15 protein-coding genes are annotated in these 21,833 nt (G+C 73.8%); all 15 read right to left on the bottom strand.

Going from position 1 to position 21,833, the window contains the following annotated elements; genetic code table 11:
* Positions 1–37: 37 nt before the first annotated feature.
* Genes C8E84_RS14500 through C8E84_RS14430 form a run of 15 tightly spaced genes read right to left on the bottom strand, consistent with a single transcriptional unit; the run spans position 38 to position 21,832 of the window.
* The gene (locus tag C8E84_RS14500; RefSeq protein ID WP_159903189.1) at positions 38–5,017 is read right to left on the bottom strand and encodes a phage tail protein; all 4,980 of its coding nucleotides are present in this window, start codon (positions 5,015–5,017) and stop codon (positions 38–40) included.
* A complete protein-coding gene (locus tag C8E84_RS14495; protein WP_159903188.1) occupies positions 5,014–6,369 on the bottom strand; it encodes an ATP-binding protein in 1,356 nt (451 codons plus the stop codon). Before C8E84_RS14495 ends, C8E84_RS14500 begins: the two co-directional genes overlap by 4 nt.
* Positions 6,366–7,622: a contractile injection system tape measure protein gene (locus C8E84_RS14490; protein ID WP_159903187.1), complete on the bottom strand. Its 1,257-nt coding sequence runs from the start codon at positions 7,620–7,622 to the stop codon at positions 6,366–6,368. Before C8E84_RS14490 ends, C8E84_RS14495 begins: the two co-directional genes overlap by 4 nt.
* On the bottom strand, positions 7,619–9,637 hold the full coding sequence (locus tag C8E84_RS14485) for a hypothetical protein (RefSeq protein WP_159903186.1): 2,019 nt from the start codon (positions 9,635–9,637) through the stop codon (positions 7,619–7,621). Before C8E84_RS14485 ends, C8E84_RS14490 begins: the two co-directional genes overlap by 4 nt.
* A 19-nt stretch (positions 9,638–9,656) precedes the next feature.
* The gene (locus C8E84_RS14480; protein ID WP_159903185.1) at positions 9,657–10,517 is read right to left on the bottom strand and encodes a hypothetical protein; all 861 of its coding nucleotides are present in this window, start codon (positions 10,515–10,517) and stop codon (positions 9,657–9,659) included.
* Complete coding sequence (locus tag C8E84_RS14475) at positions 10,510–12,183, bottom strand: hypothetical protein (protein ID WP_159903184.1); 1,674 nt, start codon at positions 12,181–12,183, stop codon at positions 10,510–10,512. Before C8E84_RS14475 ends, C8E84_RS14480 begins: the two co-directional genes overlap by 8 nt.
* Complete coding sequence (locus tag C8E84_RS14470) at positions 12,180–14,981, bottom strand: baseplate J/gp47 family protein (RefSeq protein WP_159903183.1); 2,802 nt, start codon at positions 14,979–14,981, stop codon at positions 12,180–12,182. The genes C8E84_RS14475 and C8E84_RS14470 overlap by 4 nt, the downstream gene beginning before the upstream one ends.
* Positions 14,978–15,412: a GPW/gp25 family protein gene (locus C8E84_RS14465; protein ID WP_159903182.1), complete on the bottom strand. Its 435-nt coding sequence runs from the start codon at positions 15,410–15,412 to the stop codon at positions 14,978–14,980. Before C8E84_RS14465 ends, C8E84_RS14470 begins: the two co-directional genes overlap by 4 nt.
* The gene (locus tag C8E84_RS14460) at positions 15,409–15,687 is read right to left on the bottom strand and encodes a PAAR domain-containing protein (protein ID WP_159903181.1); all 279 of its coding nucleotides are present in this window, start codon (positions 15,685–15,687) and stop codon (positions 15,409–15,411) included. Before C8E84_RS14460 ends, C8E84_RS14465 begins: the two co-directional genes overlap by 4 nt.
* Before the next feature lie 9 nt (positions 15,688–15,696).
* Positions 15,697–17,436, bottom strand: coding sequence for a phage baseplate assembly protein V (locus C8E84_RS14455; protein WP_159903180.1), 1,740 nt, complete (start codon positions 17,434–17,436; stop codon positions 15,697–15,699).
* Between the two features lie 16 nt (positions 17,437–17,452).
* Positions 17,453–18,139, bottom strand: a complete 687-nt coding sequence (locus C8E84_RS14450; RefSeq protein ID WP_159903179.1) for a LysM peptidoglycan-binding domain-containing protein — start codon at positions 18,137–18,139, stop codon at positions 17,453–17,455.
* Positions 18,136–18,312 carry a hypothetical protein gene (locus C8E84_RS14445; protein WP_159903178.1) on the bottom strand — a complete coding sequence of 59 codons (177 nt, stop codon included), beginning with the start codon at positions 18,310–18,312 and terminating at the stop codon, positions 18,136–18,138. Before C8E84_RS14445 ends, C8E84_RS14450 begins: the two co-directional genes overlap by 4 nt.
* A complete protein-coding gene (locus tag C8E84_RS14440) occupies positions 18,312–18,776 on the bottom strand; it encodes a phage tail protein (protein ID WP_159903177.1) in 465 nt (154 codons plus the stop codon). Before C8E84_RS14440 ends, C8E84_RS14445 begins: the two co-directional genes overlap by 1 nt.
* Positions 18,777–18,780: 4 nt before the next feature.
* Positions 18,781–19,209 (bottom strand): phage tail protein, encoded by a 429-nt coding sequence (locus C8E84_RS14435; RefSeq protein WP_159903176.1) that lies wholly within the window; start codon positions 19,207–19,209, stop codon positions 18,781–18,783.
* 25 nt (positions 19,210–19,234) lie between these two features.
* A complete protein-coding gene (locus C8E84_RS14430) occupies positions 19,235–21,832 on the bottom strand; it encodes a phage tail sheath subtilisin-like domain-containing protein (protein ID WP_159903175.1) in 2,598 nt (865 codons plus the stop codon).
* Position 21,833: the final 1 nt, after the last annotated feature.

The following is a 21,833-nucleotide window of genomic DNA, read 5'->3' as shown; positions in this document are numbered from 1 at the left end:
CCCGCACCTGGGACGCGCTCCTGCAGGAGAGCACTGCCTACGTCTCGTCGAGCCGGTTGCGGGCATTGGTGAAGTCGTTGTCGATCTGCACGATGTTGGCCTCCTGGAGGGCTGCGAGATCCCGCAGGGTGATCGAGCTGACGCGTGCCGCGCCCCCGACGAGGCGGAACCAGTATCCGATGGGCTGGTCCCAGACCGGTTCGGGCACGGCGGTGGACGCGAGCTGCCCGTCCCAGATCTGGTCGGCGACGACCCACAGCAGCGACTGGATGTAGTTCGTCGGCGTCGTCAGCGGATAGCGCCGGAACTCATCGCGCAGTGCGTCGTGGAACCCCTGCTGACCCATCAGCCCGGCCCCTCGGTTGCCCGTCTCGTCTCGATAGGCCGCCCCTGAGTGCAGCCCCGCACCAGCGGCGTACAGGGGTGGGCGGCCGGGTGCGTACACGGGTGGGTTCTGTACCCGGTAGTAGACCCGGCGGGTGTCGGTGCGCAGGTGGTGGAACAGGTTGATCCACTGCAGGCCCTCGCGCACCCCGCTCGGGGCCATGCCCCGCGCGGCGATGGCCCGCTCGACCACCTCGGGGATCATGCTCGTCGGGATCCACTCGTGGGTCCCCGCGCTCAGCGCACGGAAGCCGTCCTTGAGGTGGTTGCGGCTCGGGCGGTGGCCCCACGCCCAGCGCAGCCGCGGCCAGCGGTACCCGCCGTAATCGCCCGAACCGGACATGCCCCGCAGGAAGGGCAGCAGCCCGCCCGCAGTCGCGGTGACGAGCGGCGGGTCCGCATCGCCGGCCTGGTGGGGCAACCCGCTGAGCCGACCGAAGCCGACCGCGGTGGGTGACCAGGACACCGTCGTGATGGCCTGCCGGACCTGCGTGTCGATGGGGTCGAGGTCACTCGGAACCGCGGCCCTCAGGGCCGCCACGAACGCCTCGCCGTAGGCCCCGGTGACCCGCTGACCCACCCCGTGGGACGTCCCGCGCCGCACGAGGGCCCAGTCGGCGAACGCACCGGTCGCCGCCGATGTCGGGGGTCGGTTGCCGTCGCGGAAGTACGGCACGAGAGCCAGGTGCACGTCGGGCTGGTTCGCCACGGATGCCGCGGCGGCCGAGGCAGCGGACGCCACGGCATCCCCCGTCCAGACGGGAGCGGGCACGTCCGCGCCCAGCGGCAGGTAGGTGCTGCGCGCGAGGTCGTCGTCGAACGAGGCCCGCGCCGAGGTGACGCGCGCCGCCACGTGCCCGGGAAGCGCACCCCGCACGGCCTCGACGATCGCGGCCTGGTCCTGCTGCCCGAAGAGGGTGAAGAGGCGGTCCAGCATTCCGGCGATGGCCCGCTCCCGGTTCTCCAGGTCGTTGTCCGACGGGGGCTCGATGTCGTCGTCCTCGCTGCGGGCGGCCTCGAGGAAAAGCCGGGCGAGCCGGTCGCCGTCGGCGTTGGCCTCGTTCGCCACCGACTCGAGGTTGCCGAGGGTGGTCGTGGCCTCGGCGCGCGCTGCCTCGTCGGCCGGTTGCCCGGAGCTCAGCATCCCCCGCCACTCGGCGATCTTGACCTCGATGGGCGCCGGGGTCGACGCGAGCATGAGCGTCGCCTCGTCCCCGCTCACCTGGAAGAACACCCGGTGGCTCTCACCACCGGCGGAGAAGCGCACCGTGGTGCCGAGCTCGTCGTCCTCGTTGCCCTCGCCCCCGTCCTCGGGGTTCTCCGACCCGAGGCCGAGCCGCGCCAGCAGGGCCCGCGCCCGGGTGACGAGGAAGACGACGATCCGCTCGACGATGCCGAGCACGTAGGTCTGCATCCGCACGATGACCGCGGCCACCTCGTCGGGCAGAGCACCCAGGCTCAGCAGCCCCGCGATGAAGTCGATCGCGACGACCATCATCGACGCCAGCGCCCGCTCGACCACCCCGGCGAGGCCGCTGATGTTGCCGGAGATGACGTTGGCGATCCCGACCACGACGGCCTGCACGAAGGCGAAGATGCGGGCCGCGTTGCGGAAGATCCACGAACACACGACGTAGATCAGCCGCACCGCCTGGGCCACCGCACCGGCCGGGTTGAGCAGACTGAAGATGTACTGCGCGGCCTGCACGACGAGGGTCTCGACGAGGTACTCGATCGCCGCGTCGAGGATCATCCCGACGATGTTCTCCGGGGCCAGCTGCTCCTTGACGAGGTCGACCAACCCTTCAGGCCCCCGGGCGACGAGCACCGAGATCAGTTCCCACGCGGCCTCGATCACGTCGACCGCGGTCGGGCCCAGGTGCCGCACGAGGATCTCGCGCACGTTGGGCCAGGTGATCCCCATGAGCTGGAGGGCGAAGCTGAACAGCGCGGGGGCGTCGAAGCTCGTCGGCATCGGGATCGGCGTCTTCAGCCCCGAGAAGAGCCACCGCCAGAACGCCCCCAGCAGGTGCGTGCCGAAGTTGTCGAAGAACTGTGAGAACCCCTGCTTGACCCCGGCGACGAGGTTGTTGAGGAACCCCTCGGGGTTGGCGGCGATGTCGGCGACGACCGACTCGATCTGGGCGATGAGCGCCCAGAAGGCCGCCGGGGGGATGTTGACCAGGCGCAGCAGCCCGTTGATGATCGCCCGCGCCGGGTCCTCGATGAACTCCTCGATGGCTCGCACCACCGCCCCGATGAGCCCGCCGGCCTCGAGCCGGCGCGCCTCCACCGCCGCGTGCGCCTCGTTGACCGCCGTCACCGCCGCCCGCGACACCTCGCGCACGAAGCTCGTCTGTGCCGCGGTCGCCTGCTGCGACAACCCGTCGAGCAGACCCTCGAACCGGGCCCTCTCGGCCGCCGCGAACTCGGGGAACTCCGCCTCCATCTGGTCGAACAGCGCCCCGATGTCGGTGCGGGCGCGCACGATGATCGCCTGCGCCGCCGCGATCACCCCGTTGACCTCGCTGGAGATGTCGAGCAGCAGCTCGCCGATGTCGTTGCCGAACTGGTTCTCGGCCCGGTTGTACTCGTCGGTGACCCACGACGGCAGGCCCGCGATGTAGTCGCCGACCGCGACGATCGTCCCGACCACCCCGCTGTGCCGCTCCTCGATCCAGCGCTGCACCCGGTCCAGGCAGTCGTGGAACTCACGCGAGTGCCGCGCCAGCCCGGCCTCCCACCGCCCCATCGCGGTGCGCCCGAGCGGGGTGAGCAGCCCGGTCACCTGGCGTTGGGCCGCGTCGTAGATGGCCTGCGCCCGCTGCGAGACGTTCTCGCGGGTCACCTCCTCCTGCCCGGTCATCCCCTCCTGGCGTTCGGCGACGCCCCCGATGGTGCCGGTGCGGGCCGCGCGCAGCGCCGCGACCGCCTCCTGCTGCAGCCGCGCCATGTCGGCCTGTGCGCTGTCGATGGCGACCTGCTCCTCGGCCGCGATCTCCGCAGGAGTGCGCTGGGCGAGCTCCCCCAGCTCACCGCGGGCCGCGCGGGCGTCGCCGAACGGACCGTCCGGGATCTCAGCGGTCACCCGGGTCTCCATCCCCGCGTCGGCGATCCGCTGGTCGGTCGCCGCGACGTCGGCATCCAGCGACGTGTTCTGCGGCGGCAGGGGGTCCGGCGCCGCGCTCGCGGCGTCGACCCCCATCCCGGCGCTCGCCGCTGGCGGGGTCGCCACGGGGGTCGGCGACAGCGCCGGACTCCCCGCGGGCGGAGTCGACATCGCGTCGTACTCCCCGCTCGCCTCGCTGACCTGCGCATCGACCGTGCCCGAGACGATTTCTCCCGCGGACTGCGCCTCCTGGGTCGGGTCGGTCGCCAGGAGCTGGTCCTCGTCCTCGGGCCGGTTGTTCCTGATCGCGTCGCGGATCCGCTGGACGAGCTCGACGATCTCCGGGCTGGGCGCGGGTCGCTCCCCCAGCTCGGCCGCCAGCTCCTCACGCGCCCGGGCGGCGGTCTCGGCGACCGGCTCGGTCACCGCCCCACGCGCGTCGGCGGTGTTCTGATCGGCACTCGGCAGCTCCCGCGCCGCCCGCGCCGCCCCACCGGCACCGCCCGCGACCGCACCCGCACGAGCGGCCGCCGCGGGGCCGGGTGCCGTGGGTGCCTCCGGCATGAGCACCGGGGCAATGGGCGCTGCCCCACCACCCTCGGCGCCGGCGCCCGGCTCGGCGGCCACCGCCTCGGGGGCGACCGCCTCGCCCGCGGACTCACCCACCCCCTCGCCCGCAGCACCATCCTGCGTTCCCGGCACCCCGACGTCGGATGCCGTCGGCGCACCTCCCGCTGCCGCCTCACCGGCGCTCGCCGCGCCCCCACCAGCCCCGGCACCGCCGGCATCCGCGGCCGCCCCCGGCACGGGTGGGTCGACCACCGGCACCGCCGCACCCACACCACCGGCCGGCGGGATCTCCCTGTCGAGCAGAGCCGCCTCGCCGGTCCCGACGAGCGACGACAGGTCGACCCCGAGCAGGCCGCGGTAGAGCTCGGCGATGCGCGGGCTGATCGGCTCACCGAGGGGGACGGCGTCACCCGGAAGCTCCAGCGCCACGCCACCCTCGATCGTCGTCGCGGCGATACCCGCGGATGCCGTGAGCGTCACCTCCGGTGGCAGCGCCGCCAGGTCCACCCGCAGCACCGTGCCGCGGATCTCGGCCGTGGGCAGCGCGAGCTCCGCCGAGGGCTCCCACCCGTGCACCACCCACGTCGCGGACCCGAGCGGCAGCCCCAGCACCTGGAGGTCGGCGCGCAGCTCGACCCGCCCGTCGAGCACCCCGTCCGGGCCGAACCCGGCGCTGCCCGTGACGTCGAGGAAGGCCCGCCGCCCCGAGAGCACCACCGAGCCACCGCCCGGACCCCACCGGGCCGCGACCGCCTCCAGCCCCCCGGCGAGTTGGCCGCCGAGCATCACCACGGGATCGTCGGAGACGGGTTCCGGCACGCGGTCGAGCACCGGCGCCCGCTCGGCAGTCACCCCGAGCGGGCCGAGCACGGCCGCCGAGCGCTCGGCGGCCTCGGGCCCGGACGCCGCGGCCCGCCCCGCAGCCACCGGCGCGCGGCTCGCGACGGCCGTCACGGTGGGGCCGCTCGACCCGCCTTCTCGTACTGCCGACGGATCGCCGTCACGAGAAGGTCCTGGGTGACGACCCCGTCGCCGGCCGCGGCGAGGTACGCGGCATCCACGGCGGCGTCGCGCACCTCGGCCCCGGTGATCGCGAAGCGCTCCGCGAGCGCCACGACGTCGAGGTCGTCGGCGACGGGCAGGTCGGGAGGCAGCGCCCGCCGCCAGAGCTGCTCACGCTCGGGGGCTCCGGGGGCAGGGAACTCGACCATCACGTGGATGCGGCGCTGGAACGCGGGGTCGATGTTGCCGAGCAGGTTGGTCGTGAGGATGACGACCCCCTGGTGGGTCTCGATCCGCGAGAGCAGGTAGGAGACCTCCTGGTTCGCGTACCGGTCGTGCGCGTCGGAGACCTCGGTGCGCTGGCCGAAGATCGCGTCGGCCTCGTCGAACACGAGGATGCAGCGCTCACGCTCGGCCCGTTCGAAGACGGCGGCCAGGGCCTTCTCGGTCTCGCCGATGTACTTCGACACCAGGGCCGACAGGTCGATGACGTAGGCGGTCAGGCCCGCCGAGGCCGCGATCGCCGCGGCCGTCATCGACTTGCCCGTGCCCGGCGGCCCGTGCAGCAGGGCGAGCAACCCGCCGACGTTGTCGTGGTGCCGCCCGAAACCCCAGGTGTGCACGACGCGTTCGCGGTGGGCGATGCGTCGCTCGATGTCGGCGACCTTGGCGCGGGCCCGTGCCGGCAGGACGACATCGGCGAGGGTGTGCACCGTCGTGAGCGGGCGGGCCGGGAACCCCGAGGACACCCGTGGCGGTGGTGGCGGCTGCCCGAGCAGCCAGGCGAGCAGTGGCGGGTCGGGCGCCAGCGTGCCGCTGAGGTCGTCGGGTGGGTCGAGGGTGAGCAGGCCGGTGGCGCGCAGGGTGCCGGCCTCGCTGAGCAGGGCGGTCACGTCGAGCCGGCCCGCCAGGGTGCGGGCCGCGAGGGTGCGGGCGACCTCGCCGGTGAGGCCGGTGACCCCGGGCCGGTCGGTGAGCGTGGCGTACGCGGCCGCGAAGCGCTCGTCGACGAACGGGGCCACCGCCGCGACCAGCACGAGGGCCTCGGCCGGCCCGAGCCCGGCCATGGCGATCGTCGCGGCGAGCGGGCCACCGCCGTCGTACCGCTCGAGCGGGGGGATGCCCTCGTCCGCAGCCGCTGCCCCCTCCAGCCCGCCGCTGCCCTCGACCAGCGAGGGCGCCAGCGGGCGCCCGGCCGGGCCACCCCTGCGCTCCTCGGCCCGGACCCGGATGACGGCATCGAGCATCTCCAGCGCTGCACCGAGTTCGGCCACCGGGGTGGCGACCGTCGGGCGGGTGCTCACCGCTGCCACCGCACGCTGATCGGGCGCGACCACGGCAGCGCCAGCAGCCCGAGGGGGTAGGGCAGCGCGCCCAGCACGACGTCGAGCGGTCGCGCCGCCGCGCTCAGCCGCACGTGGTCGGAGCGCTCGTCGAGCAGCCCGGCGCGCATCACCCACTCAGCTCGCACGAAGTCGGCCGTCGACCCCGCGAACCCGGGCAGCAGCGCGGCGAAGTTCCGCAGCACCTCCTGCGCCGACTGCTCGACCTCGTCGCGGCGTCGCAGGTTCACCGCGCCCGAGACCGGCAGGGGGAGCCCGGCCTCCCCTGGGCTCCCGGCGAGGAGGCGCACGAGCGGGTCGTCGCGCGGCGGGTCCTGCGCGCTGACGAGCAGCGCCAGCGCCGCGGCGCGCACCGGGGCAGCAGGCAGGCCCGGGTGCAGCGCCACGGCGGACCGGCAGTGATCGGCCAGCCACGGATAGAGCAGCACCAGCCCCGCGGCGGTCGTCAGGTGCGCGGTGTCGATCACCGCCGACCCGCTCTCGTCGACGAGGTCGCCCACGGCCGACACCAGCGCGAGGTCGGCCGCCGCACGTGCCCTCTCCCCCGGTGCCCCGAGCGAGCCCGGCGACGTCGGGGGGTCCCCGACGGGATCGGATGCCGGGTGCCCGGGTCGCGCTGCACCCTCACCGGCCGCTTCGGTCGCGTCCACCTCCGCCGGGGTGACGGCGCCCTCCGCGCCGCGCAGACCGTCCCGGTCCGGCTCGTCCTCGGGGGCGCGAGCCACCACCGGCGCCCGACCCTCCCTCACGACACGAGCCAAGGCGCCGACGACCTCGCCCCAGCGGCCGGCGAGAAGCACACGGCACTCGTCGACGAGGAGCGGGTCGGCGACCCTCCACGCCTGCCGGGGCACGGCATCCGGTCGGGCACCACCCGCCACCCACACCAGCGCCGCGCGAACGGCATCCGCCGCGGTCGGCGAGCTCCGGGCGGTGACCTGGTCGGGCTCCGCCGTCGAGACCCGACCCCGCGCGCCCTCGGCGAGCGTGTCGTGCACCGCGGCCCGGATCGCCTCGGCCCACAACGCCGCGAGGGTGCTGTCGTCGAGACCGGCGTCCACCGGGAAGGGCACCGAGACCACGTCCACCCGGCCGTCGGGGTAGCCGTCGAGCGCCGCGTCGAGTGCTGCGGGCAGCGTCGTCGCCGCGACCCGGGCCAGCCGGCTCGCGTGCGGTCCACGCAGCCGCAGCGTCCCGATCACGACGTCGCTCACCGGATGAGCCCCTCCAGCGCGGCGACCTGCTCGTCGAGCCGGGCCCCCAGGGCCGCGTCGGTGCCGGCCGACTTCACCATCGTGCGCATCGTGTCGAGCACCTGGAGGGTGGCCGGGCCGAGCGCGTCGACGTCGCCGGCCGTGACGCCGCGGTCGAGCTCGCCCCGGGCCTTCTCGGCCACCGCGATCGACCTGGTGAGGGCGCGGTTGTCGGGCTGGTCGACCGAGCGCATGGCCTCGATCGCTGCCTTCGAGAACTGCATCAGCCCGCTCGCCAGCTCGGGTCGCACCCCGGTGGCCGTGGCGAGCCCCTTGACCGGGGTGATCCGCCCCTCGAGGGTGGAGATGCGTTCGCCGTAGACCACCGTTCGAGCCAGCTGCTGCTCGAGCATCCCGATGCGCACCCCGTAGCCGCTCTGGTCGAAGGCACCGTCGCGCAGCGTGCTGAACTCCTTGGTGAGCCCCTGCAGGCCTCCGTCGAACTCCCGCAGGGCTCCCTCGAAGCCCTTGAGCTGGCTGTCCACGGTCTTGCTGAGCGCCCCCACCTCGGCCACGGCCGCCTTCGCCGCCGGAATGGCCGTGCCCGCCTCGCGCACCGAGCGCACCGCCGGAACCCGGGCCAGCCCGACGGCGACCCCGGCCGCGTCGGTGAGCACGAGGACCTCGTCGGACGGGCTGAACGACAGCGTCGGTTCGACGCCCACGGCATCCTTGACCGCCCCCATCGAGATCGCCGAGACGTTCGGTTCGACGCCGAGGTCCGCGATGGTCTGGGTGAGGGTCGCGACGACGTCGTTGCCCTTGTAGCCGAGCAGACCACCCGCCTGGAGCACGCCGTCGTCGAGGAAGTTCAGGTGCTCGGTGCCGTAGAAGATGGACGGGTCGTCGACGAGGTAGCGCGTGGGGTCGGGGTTGATGTAGATCCCCGGATCGATGGTGAAGTAGTCCTCGGGCGGGAACGGGATCTCGAAGATCTCGCCCGGGAAGGGCACGTTGACGCAGTCGCCCCTCATGACGATCTTGCCCTTCGGGCAGAACCGGATGGGCGGGTCGACGATGACGCCCCCCGTCGACGGCGGGGTGGGCGGCGGGGTCGGGGGCGCGTAGCCCGAGATGATCGTCTCGAGCCGGTCCTTGACCGGGGCGCAGGGCGACTCACCCGAACCACCGAGCAGGCTGGTCGTGAGGCCCGTCGGCGGTTCCCAGGCGTGCCGGTAGCGGTGGCTGAAGGTCGCGACGCTGCCTGCCCGGGTCACGTGGCCGACGACCACCCCGGGTGTCGTCGTGTCGCGCTGGCACGACGTGGCGAGCAGGGCGCGGCAGCGCAGCAGGTCCATGGTCGCGAAGAGCACCATGTTCAGCCACGCGACCTTGTAGCCCTTGACCCCGGCGAGGTCGGAGCTCGGGATGCTCGTGCCGTCGAGCAGGGTGATGAGCGCCGGGTCGACCAGCGGCCCGCCCGGCGCGTTCTTCAGCAGGCCACTGACCTGGTCGCGCAACGTCGAGTAGGCCGTGAGCGGCTGCGACGTCTTCGACAGCAGGATCGGGGTGATCGAGCGCAGCGCGTCGTCGGGGAAGTCGAAGCGGGGGCCGGTGACCCGCCCCACCGCGAGCACGAGTTCGACCCCTGCCGTGTGCGTGGTCGAGTGCCCCTTGCAGCTGGACTCGGTGCAGGTCGTGTGCGGCACCCCCGTGTCGGTGGCCCGCAGGATGACGCTCCACCCCTCCTTGGTGCCGTCGATGAAGGACCAGCCACCGACGGGCGTGGCGGAGGCGAGGTCGATGGTGCGGGCGCTGTCGAGCACGAGCGGTTCGCCGCGCTGGTCGACGGCCAGCCCCGGCGAGATGGTGATGACCGAGCCCGCGGTGCTCCCGGCGAGGCCGCAGTTGACGCCGAACCCGGTCATCCGGCCGACCAGCCGGTCCCGGTGGCGCAGGTGGGTGGTGAGCTCGTTCAGCTCATCGGAGGTCAGGGTCTGTCCCTTGACGAACTCCGGGTACTCGTTGTCTGTCATGGTGTGATCGCCTTCCGCCCTAGTCGTCGGTGGGGAGCGCGCCGATCCCCAGGTGGTCGATGTCGCGTTCGGCGACCGGCGGGCGCTCGGCCGGGCAGCCGTAGAGGTGGATGCCGTCGGCGTGCGAGACGACGGACACCACCGAACACAGCAGTTCGCGCAGCAGCTTCGCCTGCGCCTTGAGGTCGCTCTCGTACGTGGCGAGCCCGGCGCTGCTGGTGTCGGCCAGCACCGCCGGGTCGGCGAAGACGGCGAAGGTGTCGAAGACGTCGGGCCGCACGAAGCACACCCGGATGTCGAGGTGGGCCGGGGCGTACCACCGCACGAACTGGGCGACCCCGATCCGCTGCGCGTAGGTCGCCACCGAGGCCGAGACGGGCACGAACAGCGTGGCGGTCGAGGGGTCGGGGTCGAAGCCGGGGCCGGCGATCTTGTAGTGCTCGACGAGCACCGGCCGCTCGGTGGTCACGGATAGCCGGTGGTAGAGGGTGAACCAGTCGATGAACCCTCGTGGCGTGCCTCGCCGCCGCCACAACCGGGTGGCCTTGGCGAGGAAGTCACGGCGGGCCACCACCCCCTGCGCCCCCACCGGCCACGTCGACGGCACGGTGAAGGACAGCCACCGGGCCACCTCGTCGTAGGTCGCGGTGAGGTCGGCGACGAGGGCCTGCGCGCCGGCCGTGAGCGGCAGGTGGGTCGGCCACCGCAGGGCGGCGTCCGGGCCGGTCACCGCGAGGAGGTCCTCGAGGGCCTCGACCTGCGCCCGGGCGAGCTCGTCGGCCAGCCCGAGGTAGGCGTCGACCTGCGCGAAGGACGCGGCCTGCTCCTGGTAGACGGGGGGCAACAGGGCCGAGGTCGCGGTGAAGTCGGGGCTACGCATCGCCGCACCCCCCGCTGCGCGAGATGTCGACGGTGAAGCAGTTGCCGACCCGCACCGGCACGGTCCCCGCGGGGATGGCCAGCTCCCCGTCGGCGGCGGTGGTCCACGCGCCCCCGTCGGCCAGCCGCAGGTGGACGTCGCGGATGCCGAGGACGTCACGGCAGCCGGCGAGCACCTCGACGACCTCGCTGACCCGGATCGGGTCGCCCGGCACCCAGCCGCCGGCCGGTTGCGGGGCCGGCGGCCACGGCCCGTCGACGAGCGGTGGAGCCGTCACGGACGCGACCTCGCCGTCGAGGCCGGTCACGCCCGTGCGCCCGTCGGTGAAGAACGCCTCGAGCGCGTCGGCGGCAGCCTGCACCACCCGGGCTCCGTCGCTGCCGGCCCCGATGACCAGGGTCGCCCGCACCTGCACCTCGACGTCGGCGAGCAGGGCGGCACCCACCTCGTCGCCGATGACCCGGTGGGGCTGCTCGTCGTCCAGGTCGTCGCGCCACGGCGGGAAGGGGCTGCCGCACTCGGTGCCGATCGCGACGCGCAGCACCTCGCGCAGGAACGTGGGGACGTCGCGCGGTCGCCGCTCGGCCTCGACGACGAGGGTGACGGCCGCGGCATCCGGGTCGATCGCCCAGGCCGCAGCGGGGTCACCGACCGACAGGTCGGCGGCCGACGGGGTCACCAGCCCGTGCCAGGCGACGCCGTCGAGGCGCCCCGGCACGGCCCACGCGCGTCGCACCCCGGAATGGGTTCGCGCCCGCCGCGCGTAGTCGAGGTCGGTGACCGGCTCGCACGTCAGGGCCTGGATGCCGTGCGGCGGCCAGATCCTCGAGGTCCCGTCGCGCTCCTCGAGGTCCTCGGGCACCAGGTCCGCGGGGATCGGGGCGAGGGCGCTCGCGATGAGCGCCTCGTCGGCGCTCAGCCCGTCGTCGGTCAGCAGCGTGACGACCTCGGCCCGCTCCACGGAGGTGGTGGCCGCGCGGCTGCGCGCTGCGAGGGCAGCCGCCGCCTCGCGCACGCGGCGGCGACGTTCGCGCCGCACCAGGGCCGCGCGCTCGGTGACCCACAGGGGGAGGTCGTGGCCCAGGAGGTCGACGGCCAGGGCGTCCTGCGCGGCCCGGGTCGCGGTGCTGCCGCTGCGCTCGATCGCCTCGTCGAGGACGTCGGCCACCGTGTCCGCCCGGTGTTGGGCGACCTCGCGGACCATCGCGCCGCGCAGCACGTCCACCAGCGGGGGACGCACCGCCGTCGGGACGAGGGTGGCCCACGGCGCGCTGCCGACGAGGGCCAGCGCCTCACCCCGGCTGGCGCAGGCCCGCACCAGCGGTTCGAGGTCGTCGGCGGTTGCGGCCAGGGCGGTGGCGAGCGCGGCGAGCCGGGCCGGGTCACCCGCTGGCAGGGTGTGCTCCCAGTGGCGTTGCCCCTGCGGTTCCCACGCCGACCACGCGAGGGGCCAGTCGGCCAGCCCGGTCGTGGCGATCCGGTGGTGCAGGTCGGCCAGGGTGAACGCGGCCGCCTCGGCGAGGGTGATGCCGGGGTCGGCGGCGTTGTGGTCGGTCCACCCCGGCGCGGCCTCGGCGACGAGGGTGGCGAGGATGCGCTCACGCACGGTGTCCCAGTCGGCATCCGGTGCCGCGGGGTCGGTCAGGGTGATCGGCTCGGTGCTCACAGCTGCTCCTCACAGGCGATCTCGTGGGTGCCGGTCGAGCAGTAGAGCCCTCGGCACGGGTCGACCTCGACCACCTCGACCGGGCTCGGCCCCGACGGCAGCTGGGCTCGCAGGTCGAAGGTGCGCACGACGTCGACGACGGTCAGTCGCTCGAGCACCGCCACCACCGTCGAGGCGTACAGCGACAGCCCCCAGCGGGGCTCGGCGGCGAGCGTGGGGTGCAGCAACGACTCCAGCGCCGCCTCGACGGCGGCCCGCCCCTGCAAGGCCGCCACCCCCCGACGCAACCGCACCGAGGCCCGGACGGAGACGGGGACGTACGCCGGGCAGAGGATCGCGACCGAGGCGGTGAGCGGCATGACCGGCCGCAGCGTGTCGATGATGCGACCGGCCAGGCTGACGCTCGGCCGCGGCTGTGGGTTCTCGGGCCGGTCCGGCACGACGACGAGCCCGACCGTGCCGGGCGACCGGTTGCCGTCGGTGTCGGTGTGCGGCAGGCAGCGCAGCAGGGCGACCTCCGGGAAGGCCAGGGTCACCGTCTGCTCGTAGTCCCACGGGGTGAGGGCGCGCCCGCGGTGCCGCACCAGGGCCGATGCCCTCGTCGCGTAGGCCTGGTCGTCCTCGGGCCCGCGACCGCGCACCGACGCCACGTTGGTGACCTTGGTGACGCCCGGGACGGGGGTGAGCGTGCCCTTGATGGTGCCGGGCGGCAGCGCCGTCGCGGGGCTCGGGTCGAGCTGCGGGTCCGCGGCCCGCGACACGAACTCGGCGACCACGGCATCCGTGATGACGTCGCGCACCACGCCGATGCGGCGCGGTTGGTCGGTGACGAACCGGATCCAGCGCCCACTGGATGCCGTGACGTCGGAGCAGCCCGTCGCCCACCCCTGCGGCGCGACGAACCGCACCAGCCCGGCCTCGCGCAGGCCGTGGGTGCCGTCGGAGACGGCGAGCGCCTGCCAGGTGGTGCCGTCCCACCACTGCCAGTGGGCGGTGAGCGGGGCGGTCGAGCCGCACGGCGCCGCGGAGTCGAGCACGAGGTGGATCGACACCGTCGACCCGGTCACCGACTCGGGCACCTCGAGACCCACGGCGACCATGCCGCAGTGCCCGAGGTCGTCGACGGCGCGCCGGAACGGGGCGAACTCGCCGGAGGACCGCACGGTGTGCCGCCACCCCGACCACGCCTCGACGCGCGTCGCCGCGACCGGGGTCGTCGTGTACGACAGGGTCAGCTGGTGGTACTTCGCGGCGACCGGAGCGGTCGGCATCGCGGGCACGGCGTCGGGCGTGCGCACGGCGATGGTCGCGAACGACGACACCTGTTGGAGGTAGTCGCTCCACCCGAAGTCGCCCGAGGCGAGGTAGGCGCGCACGTAGTGGCCGGGCTGGCCGGCGACGGCCGACGGCAGGGATGCCGGGGCGCCGGCCGCGACGACGGCGTTGGTCACGCCGCCGAAGGTCGAGCGGTGCGCGAACTCGTGCCACCCGGACGCGGCGAGTCGCTGCCACTCCAGGCGGGCCGAGGTCGCGGGGGCCGGGTCGGCCCACAGGTCGCCGACCTCGAACCCGGCGTCGATCCTGCCCAGCCAACCGGCCTGCTCCACCTCGGCCGACGACGCCTTCCTCATCACCCGCACGGGGGTGTCGTCGGCCCCGGACCGATCGGTGACGTACCGGCGAGGCAGTGTCCGCAGAGCCGGCTGCTCGGCGAGCAGGTGGATGACGCGGTCCCACGAGGGGACCCCGCCGGAGGCCGCGACGGCGGTGCTGACGGTGATGCTGAGGGTGGCCAGGCTCTTGGCGAACGCCTCGTCGCTTCGCACGAAGAAGGCGTCCCCCGCCCGGGCGGTGGCGAGGAACGGCTCGAACTCCTTCGCGAGGTCCACCCGACCGTCGTTCGCGAACGCGGCATCCGGTGCCACCCCGGCGCGGGCGGTGACGGCCACCTGCACCTCGGTGAAGCGCAGTCCCTCGGGGACGGGGGTGCGCGGGTCGATGACGCACTCGATCCACGGGTCGCCCCCGTCCGGGTCGACGCAGCCCCCGGTCATGGCGACGGTCACGACCCCCGGGGTGCTGCCGCCGCCGAGGGTGCCGGACGACAGCGTGCCGTCGGGCAGCGGCCAGTGCCACGACGAGCCCGCGCGCAGGGCGCTCACGTCACCCGCGCCGACGAACGTGATGGCCACCGTCAGGTCGCCCCCCGAGAAGGCCAGCGCCCCGGAGTGGATGCGCACCCGGTGCCCGGCCGGGGGCGCCACCAGCGCCTCCTCGGGCGTGGTCGGCGGGGCGATCGGGAAGTCGGGTGCGGCCAGGGCCACGCCGGGGGTGCCGCTGGCCGGCCCGCCGGGCACGAGCACCCGCACCCCGGCCACCGTGGCCCCGTGCGCGGTGAGGGCGTCCAGGGTGCGGTAGCGCCGCTCGTCCCCCACGGCGTCCTTGCCTCCGCGCAGCACGGTGCCGACCGGGACGACCGCCGGGGCCGTCTTCGGGTCCACCGTCACCCGGGCGACCACGCGGTCGGGCACCACGGGCAACCTCGGCACCCCGAGCACCTCCTCCAGCCACGCCACGTGCAGCCGCCCGGGCAGGGTCGCGGCATGGGCGTCGACCTGGGTGACCTCGTCGGCCAGCGCCGCGAGCAGCACCCGGTCGGGGTCGGTGGGGAGCGACAACTCCTGTCCGTCCGGGCCGGCCTCGAACAGCGCGTCGCGCCACGAGAGATCACCGTCGTACGCAGCCAGCCGGGCGGCATCCGCCATCGCCGCGAGCACCTCGGCACGAGTGCGCGTCATGGCTGCCCCCCGGCGTAGTACGGGATCACGAGGGACTCGGTGCGACGGTGCCGGTCGATCCGGAAGTCCACCGTCACGTCGATCCGCTCCTGCGCGGCCCCCGCGGGCTCCGCGTGCACCCGGTCGACGATGACCCGCGGCTCCCCCACGACCAGGGCGCGGCGCACGTCGTCAGCGAGGCGGTGGCACACGGCCGGCGTGCGTGGCTCGAAGACGTAGCGATCGGCATCCGCCCCGAACTCCGGGCGCATGACCCGGCTGCCGATCAGGGTCCGCACGTGCAGTTCGAGGGCGTCGATGACGTGGTCGTAGCCGTCGTTGGTGCGCAGGCGGGCCGGGGTCGGCGGGGAGCCGGGCTCGTCGTCGACGGGCCCCCACGACGGGGGGAAGGCCCACCCGGTGCCCACCTGGGGGTAGTCGTTCGTGCTCATCCGAGCACCACCGTCGGCATGCCCACCGCGACCGAGGCACCGCACGCGCAGCTGTCACCGGCGCGCAGGGCGGGCCTGCCCTGGATCAGGACCGTGGCCGACCCGGCGACGAACGGGGTCGACGGCGGGTGCGGGGGTGGTGAGGGGATGACGCAGGCGTGCATGTCGCCGACGACGGCGGCCGGCATCCCCCCGATGACGACGGTGGGCACACCGGGGCCGACCACGGTTCCGCCGTGGATGCTCTGGTCCCCCACCCGGGCTGCGGCTGGCACGTCGTCCTCCTAGTTGATGGTCACGAGGGCACCCTTGAGCCCGAGGGGGCCGGATGCCGTGAGGTCGAAGGTCGCGGAGCTCTCGAGCTTCGAGGGGGCGGTGGCCTTGGCCTCGAAGGTCATCGCGTCGATGCCGACCGTTCCCGAGGAGGCCGTGAGGGTGATGTCCCCCTGGGCGGCGGTGATGGTGATGCCGTCCGCGGACACCTCGAGCGCGTTGCCGGAGTCCTTGTGGGTGAGGGCGATCCGGCCGTCCTGGTCGTCGATGAGCACCTCGTGGCCCTTGCCCGAGGTGAGCGTGATGCTCGGGGCGTCGCCGTCGTCGAAGGCCAGCCGGTGGCCGCCGGGGGTGACGAGCACGCGCAGGGTGTTCGCGTCGGGGTCGATGTCCTCGGGGGGCTTGGCTGCGCCGCTGAAGAGCTGCCCCAGCACGACGGGCGCGGCCCCCTCACCGTCGATGAACCCGACGACGACCTCGGCGCCGACGTTCGGCACGACGACGGTGCCGCGGCCGTCACCCGCGTCGAGGGTGGCGAGGCGCGCCCACACGCCGGTCCCTCCGTCGGTGCGCCACGGCATCCGCACGCGCACCCGCAGCGTCTTCAGCGGGTCGTCGAGGGAGTCGACCAGCCCGATGGTGAGCCCGCCCTCGCGCGGCGCGACACCGGGGAGGGCCGGGGGTGGCACGAGGGCGGGTGGCCGGCCGACCTGCACCTCGGTGCGGTACCCCTGCGCCGACAGGTGGTGGCGCACGGCCGTGAGGTAGTGCGGCCCGGACATGCGGGTGCCGACCCCGGAGAGGGTCACCCAGGAGTCACAGCGAAGGGTCGGGTCACCGAGGACGACCCCGCGGCCGTGCAGGTGGGCCAGGGCGGCATCACGTTGGCGACCCACCGCTCGGGCATCGGCCGCGTCGGCGGCGGTCTCGGCGGCGCTCTCGTCGCGGGCCGAGCGCAACGGCCAGGACGTCTTCCCGACGGCGGCGGCGTGGTCGCTGCGGTCACCGGTGTCGATCGCGGCCGCGCTGGACGACTGCTCGGACTCCACCGTCTCGAGGGCAGCCGGGTCCCAGCCGACGCCGGTCGCCGTGTCGATGGCCCGGGTCAGGTCGTCGGTGAGGTGCAGCTCGACGAGGGATCGGGTGTACTCGAACTCGGGCGGGTTCGCAGGTGTGGCCGGGGGGCGCATGACCAGGGTGGTGCCGCGCACGTAGAGCACCCAGCCGAGCCGGCGCGCCCGCGCGAGCAGGAAGTCCCAGTCGCTGACCCGGTCGGAGACGACCGCGTCGCGGGTGACCCCGACCTCGGCGTCGGTGGTGAGGTCGTAGTCGGCGGCCACGGCCGAGGCGACGTCCGCGTCGGACACGTCGGCGAGCACGCGCGAGCGGGGCGGGTGGGCCAGCAGGATCGAACGGCTGCGCGCCTCGACCCGCAGCACGGGGCGGCCGCCGGAGAAGTGGGCGGTCAGGGCCGTGACGACGCCCTCGAAGACGGGCTTGAGCGCGGCGTGGTAGCCCAGCGACACCCCGATCGCGGCACCGGGGACGAACGGGCCGTCGTCGCTGTGGCGGACCGCGCGCAGGTCGGCGTCCCAGTTCTGGACGAGCAGGGTGCAGCGCCCGTGCCTGCCGACCTCCTCGTGGACGTCGACCTCGATGACGTCGGCCTCGACGAGCGGCTCGAGGGCCGCGTCGTCGACGGTGATCTCGACCTCGGGCCGATCCGGCTGGGCCTGCTGGCTGGGGCTCATCGTCGGCCTCCCCCGGTCATCGCCGGCCCCCGGTGCGGGTCGCGACCGGCGGCAGCACGAGCACGGTGCCGGGCCGCAGGAAGCGCGGGTTGGTCAGGTGGTTGGCCGCCGCGAGCGGGCGCCAGTACCGCGCGTCGCCGTAGACCCGGTGGGCGATGGCATCGAGCCGCTCGCCGTCACGCACGAGCCACGTCTGGAACAGGTCGGGCGACTCGGGTCGGTCCTGGGCCTGCACCTCCTGCGGCGAGAGCGCCTCCTTCAGGGCGAGCTTCACGGTGGCCCGCAGCGGTTCCCCCGCACGGTCGAACAGCGTGTAGGTGACGTCGACCTGGGTGAGGATCCCGCGGAAGCTGAACCGGCCCCAGTGCGCGTGCACGTAGTACGGCTGGTGGGTGTCGCCCTGGAAGGTCGTCAACCCGACGAGCTTGTCGAGGGTCGGGCCGATGCTGCCGGGGTTACCGACGACGCCCGTGCCGTCGAGCAGCAGGTCGATGGAGACCTGGTCGGGCTCACCGCCCGAGAACGACTGCTGGGGTGCCGACGTCCCGGCCGACTGGGTCGCCTCGTAGCGGTTCTTGCGGCTGAAGGCGAGCTCGGTGGGGTTGAGCAGGGCGGTCCAGCTGATGCCGGCCGGCGTTCGGAACTCGAGGTCGGCGTACGCGTCGATGGTCAGCTTCGTCAGGGCCGTCGCGGTGGCGCTCATCGGTCCCACTCCCGCCGCAGCGTCTCCAGGACCCGCTCGGTGGCCCGCCGCACGACGAGCTCGACCTGCGCGTCGTCGACGAACGCGGATGCCGGTGCGCTCGCGCTCTCGCCGGCGGCTGCGGTCTGCGCCACCACCGTCTCGGTGACCACCTCGCCGATGACGACGGCCATCACGCCACCACCGATCGCAGCTCGAGCCCGTGGTGGGCGATCTCGAGCGACTCGACCCCGACCGCGCTGGCCTGCGCGTCGAGGTCCGGGCCGGTCAGCTTGGCCGGCCAGCCGCGGGTGAAGGACCACACCCGCACCGGCACGAGGGAGCCGTCGACCGTCGACAGCAGGCTGACCGTGCCGTCGCGGGGGGCCACGAGACCGGTGACGTGGAACTCGGCGAACCAGTCCCAGAGCTCACGGGTGGGCCCGACCCCCTGGGTGAGCACGAGGTTCGGGTACGAGGCCCGGCTCGGGAAGCGGTGCGCGAACCGGTTCTCGCCACCTTCCTGGTACTCCTCGACCGACACCTCACCCGCGAGTCCCGCGCACTTGCTGAAGCTCACCGAGCGCAGACCGTCGATGGCCAGCACGAAGCGAGCCGTCGTGAACGGCAGGACCGCGGGCGAGGTGTCGGGAAGCATCGGCTCAGGCCACCTCGACCTCGATGCCCTCACAGGCGAACTCGACCGACTCGATGGCGACGTCGGTGCCGGTGGACTTCAGGCTGGGGCCCTCGATCTTGACCGGCCAGGCCTCCTTGATCTTCCAGGTCATCACCGGGTTGCGCTCCTCGTTGAGCAGGCTCACGGTGACCGAGCGCCGCGCCACGGTGCCGGCGGCGATGGAGTTGTACCAGTCGAAGAGCCCGTTGCCCGCCTCGGCGGGGGCGATGCCCCGCTTGAGGGTGACGTTGGAGAACTTCTTCAGCCCCGGCATCTTGCGGGTGCTGAGCTGGGGGTCGGCCCCGCCGCGGTACTCGACGACCTCGGCCTCGACCGTCAGGCCGCTGACCTCGGAGAAGCTCGAGGTGTTCTGGGAGTCGCCCCAGCTCACGGCGAAGTGCAGTGCTGTCATGGGATACACGTCATGCTCCTTCTGGTCACTCGGACAGGCGCTTGTGGCTGAAGCGGAAGACCACGAACTCGGCCGGTTTGGCCGGGGCGATGGCCACTTCGGTGATGACCAGGCCGACGTCGATGTCGGTCTCGGTCATCGTCTCCCCGAGCCCGACCCGCACCCGGTAGGCCTCCTCGGGCCGGGTGCCGGCGAGCGCTCCGGCCCGCCACTGCTGGTCCAGGAAGTTCTCGACGGAGACCTTGATGCGGATCCACGTCGACGCCGTGTTCGGCTCGAAGACCACCCACTGCGTCGAGCGGTCGACGCTCGTCTCGATCATCGAGAACAGCCGGCGCACGTTGACGTAGCGCCAGGTGACGTCGTCGGTGGCGTTGCGCGCCCCCCAGATCCGCGTGCCGCGGCCGGGGAAGGAGCGGATGAGGTTGACGGCGTTCGGGTTGAGCAGGTCCTGGCGACGCTGGCTGTACTGCTCGGACAACCCGACGATGCCGTTGACGCGCTCGTTGCCGGGCGCCTTGTGGACCCCGCGCTCGCGGTCGGTGCGGGCGAAGACCCCGGCGACGAACCCGGAGGGCGGCACCATGGTGAACCGGTCGGGCGCGTCGGGGTCGATCGTCACGATCTTCAGGAACGGCGCGTAGGCAGCCGCGTAGGTCGAGCTGAGGGTGGCGTTGCGCCAGTCGACGAGGGCCTTGTCGCGCTGGAAGTCGGCCACGCTCGACAGGTCGGGGCCGTCGATGATGGCGAAGCGCCGGAACTGCTCGCAGTGGCGCACGACCTTGCCGATGAGGTCCGCCTGCAGCAGCGGGTCCTCGACCTTCACCGAGTCCGGGGCGATGACCATGGCCGGCTCGTCGACGGTCTCGAGCTTCTCGAGCGCACTGACGTAGTGCTGGTTGGTCGCCGGCTGGTCGACGCCGTCCTGGGTGCGGGTGGCACCCGACGGCATGGTCGCGAGGCTGATGGCCGGTGCCCCGGCCTCCCGGGGCGCGAGCCGGACGTGACCGGAGATGCCGTTCACGACCCCGTCCTTGGCGAAGTACCGCGGGTGCGACGGGTGCAGGGCCAGACCGGCGAAGGTCTCGACGGTGGCCCCGTCGTCGTCGACGGTCAGGGTGAAGCGGGCCGGGAAGGCGGTCGTGGGGGCGACGCCGATGAGGGCGAACCTGCCGGCGTCACCACCGGTCTCGCCGGCCAGGGTCGTGGTCTCGGCGAAGTCGAGCACGTACACGTCGCCGTCGACCGGGGACACCGCGGTGATCCGGAAGGTCTTCGTCCCGGAGAAGGCGACGAAGTCACCGACCTCGGGGGCGACCGGGCAGCGGACGACGACCCCGAGCGAGGCGTCACTGGGCAGCACGAACGTCGCGCTCGTGTACGTCGGCCCGAAGGCGTCACCGCCGCGGGTGCCGTCGGCGTTGGTCACCCCGGCGCCGGTTCGGGCGACGGTCGTCGTCGCCGTGCCGTTGGTCAGGCTGAGCGTCGTGCCGACGGGCAGGAAGGAGTAGCGCGCGAGCACCTCGGCCACGTCGGCCGGGGCGAACGACGTGGATGCCGTGTACGTCGCCACCCGCACCTGCGCCTCCGCCGTGATCGGGCCCGGGGCCACGTCACCGCCTCCGGCCACCGCGAAGGTCGTGCCGGTCCACGTCGCCGTGCCCCCACCGGGGAGGGTGACGCGGGCGTTGTCGAGCTGGCTGTCGGCGTTGCGCGGCCCGGCGTCGGCGACGTCCCACTGGATCCTGCTGAGCGGCAACGTCCCCCCGGTGTTGCCGGTGGTGCGCCCGGTGAAGGTCGTGCGCCGCCTGGCGAAGCCTGCGGCGGTGACGGCGGCGCCGAGCGGTGCGGCCAGGGTCACCGTCATCGCCGGGCCGTCCTGGGCGACCGATGCGACCAGGGCGCTGACCTTCGACCCGTCCGGCCGCTGGATGACCAACAGGTCGTGGGCACGAACCCCGGACCCCGCGGCGAAGACGAGCGTGGAGGGGGCGGCCACGGTCGTGAGGGCGACGGCATCCCCGGCGGCGAGGGTGATGCTCGCCCCGGTGTTGTTCACGCCGATCGAGGTCGCGGACACGGCGGTGACCGTCGCGGGGCTCGTCGCGGCGCGGGAGGTGAGGAGCACGGCATCCCCGACCGCGAGCCCGCCGCTCGCCACGACCGGGATCGTGGCGGCGCCGACGGCTGCCGTGACCGGGCCGGACACGGTCGCGCGGGCCATCGTCCCGAGACCGCCCGAGCCGTCGGGCGAGATGCGCAGGGACACGGTGTTGGCCCACGAGCCGGGGCTGGCCGCCGTGGCGAGGAAGCTCGTCGCGGGGGCTCCCTGGCCGTCGCGCACGGTCCACTCGGCGGCGATCGAGGGGTCGACGCGCACGATCCACGCCGCGGGGCCGCCGTTCTCGAAGAAGCCGAACACCGACTCGGCGCACACCCCCCTCGAGGTGGCCGGGCCGAACACGCGGACGTAGTCCGACCAGCTCGTGACCCTGGTCGGGCTGAGCACAGGGCCCTTGCGGGTCGTGCCGAGCACGGCGACGACACTGGTCGATGCGGCGGCGATCGGTTGCGGCCCCGACGGGACCTCCTCGATGTACACCCCGGGTGACTGGTAGCTCACG

This window comes from Ornithinibacter aureus, from assembly GCF_009858245.1.
GTDB classification, from domain to species: Bacteria; Actinomycetota; Actinomycetes; order Actinomycetales; family Dermatophilaceae; genus Fodinibacter; species Fodinibacter aureus.
The sequence above is the reverse complement of the archived record's forward strand: the minus strand, read 5'-3'. Positions and strand labels throughout refer to the sequence as shown.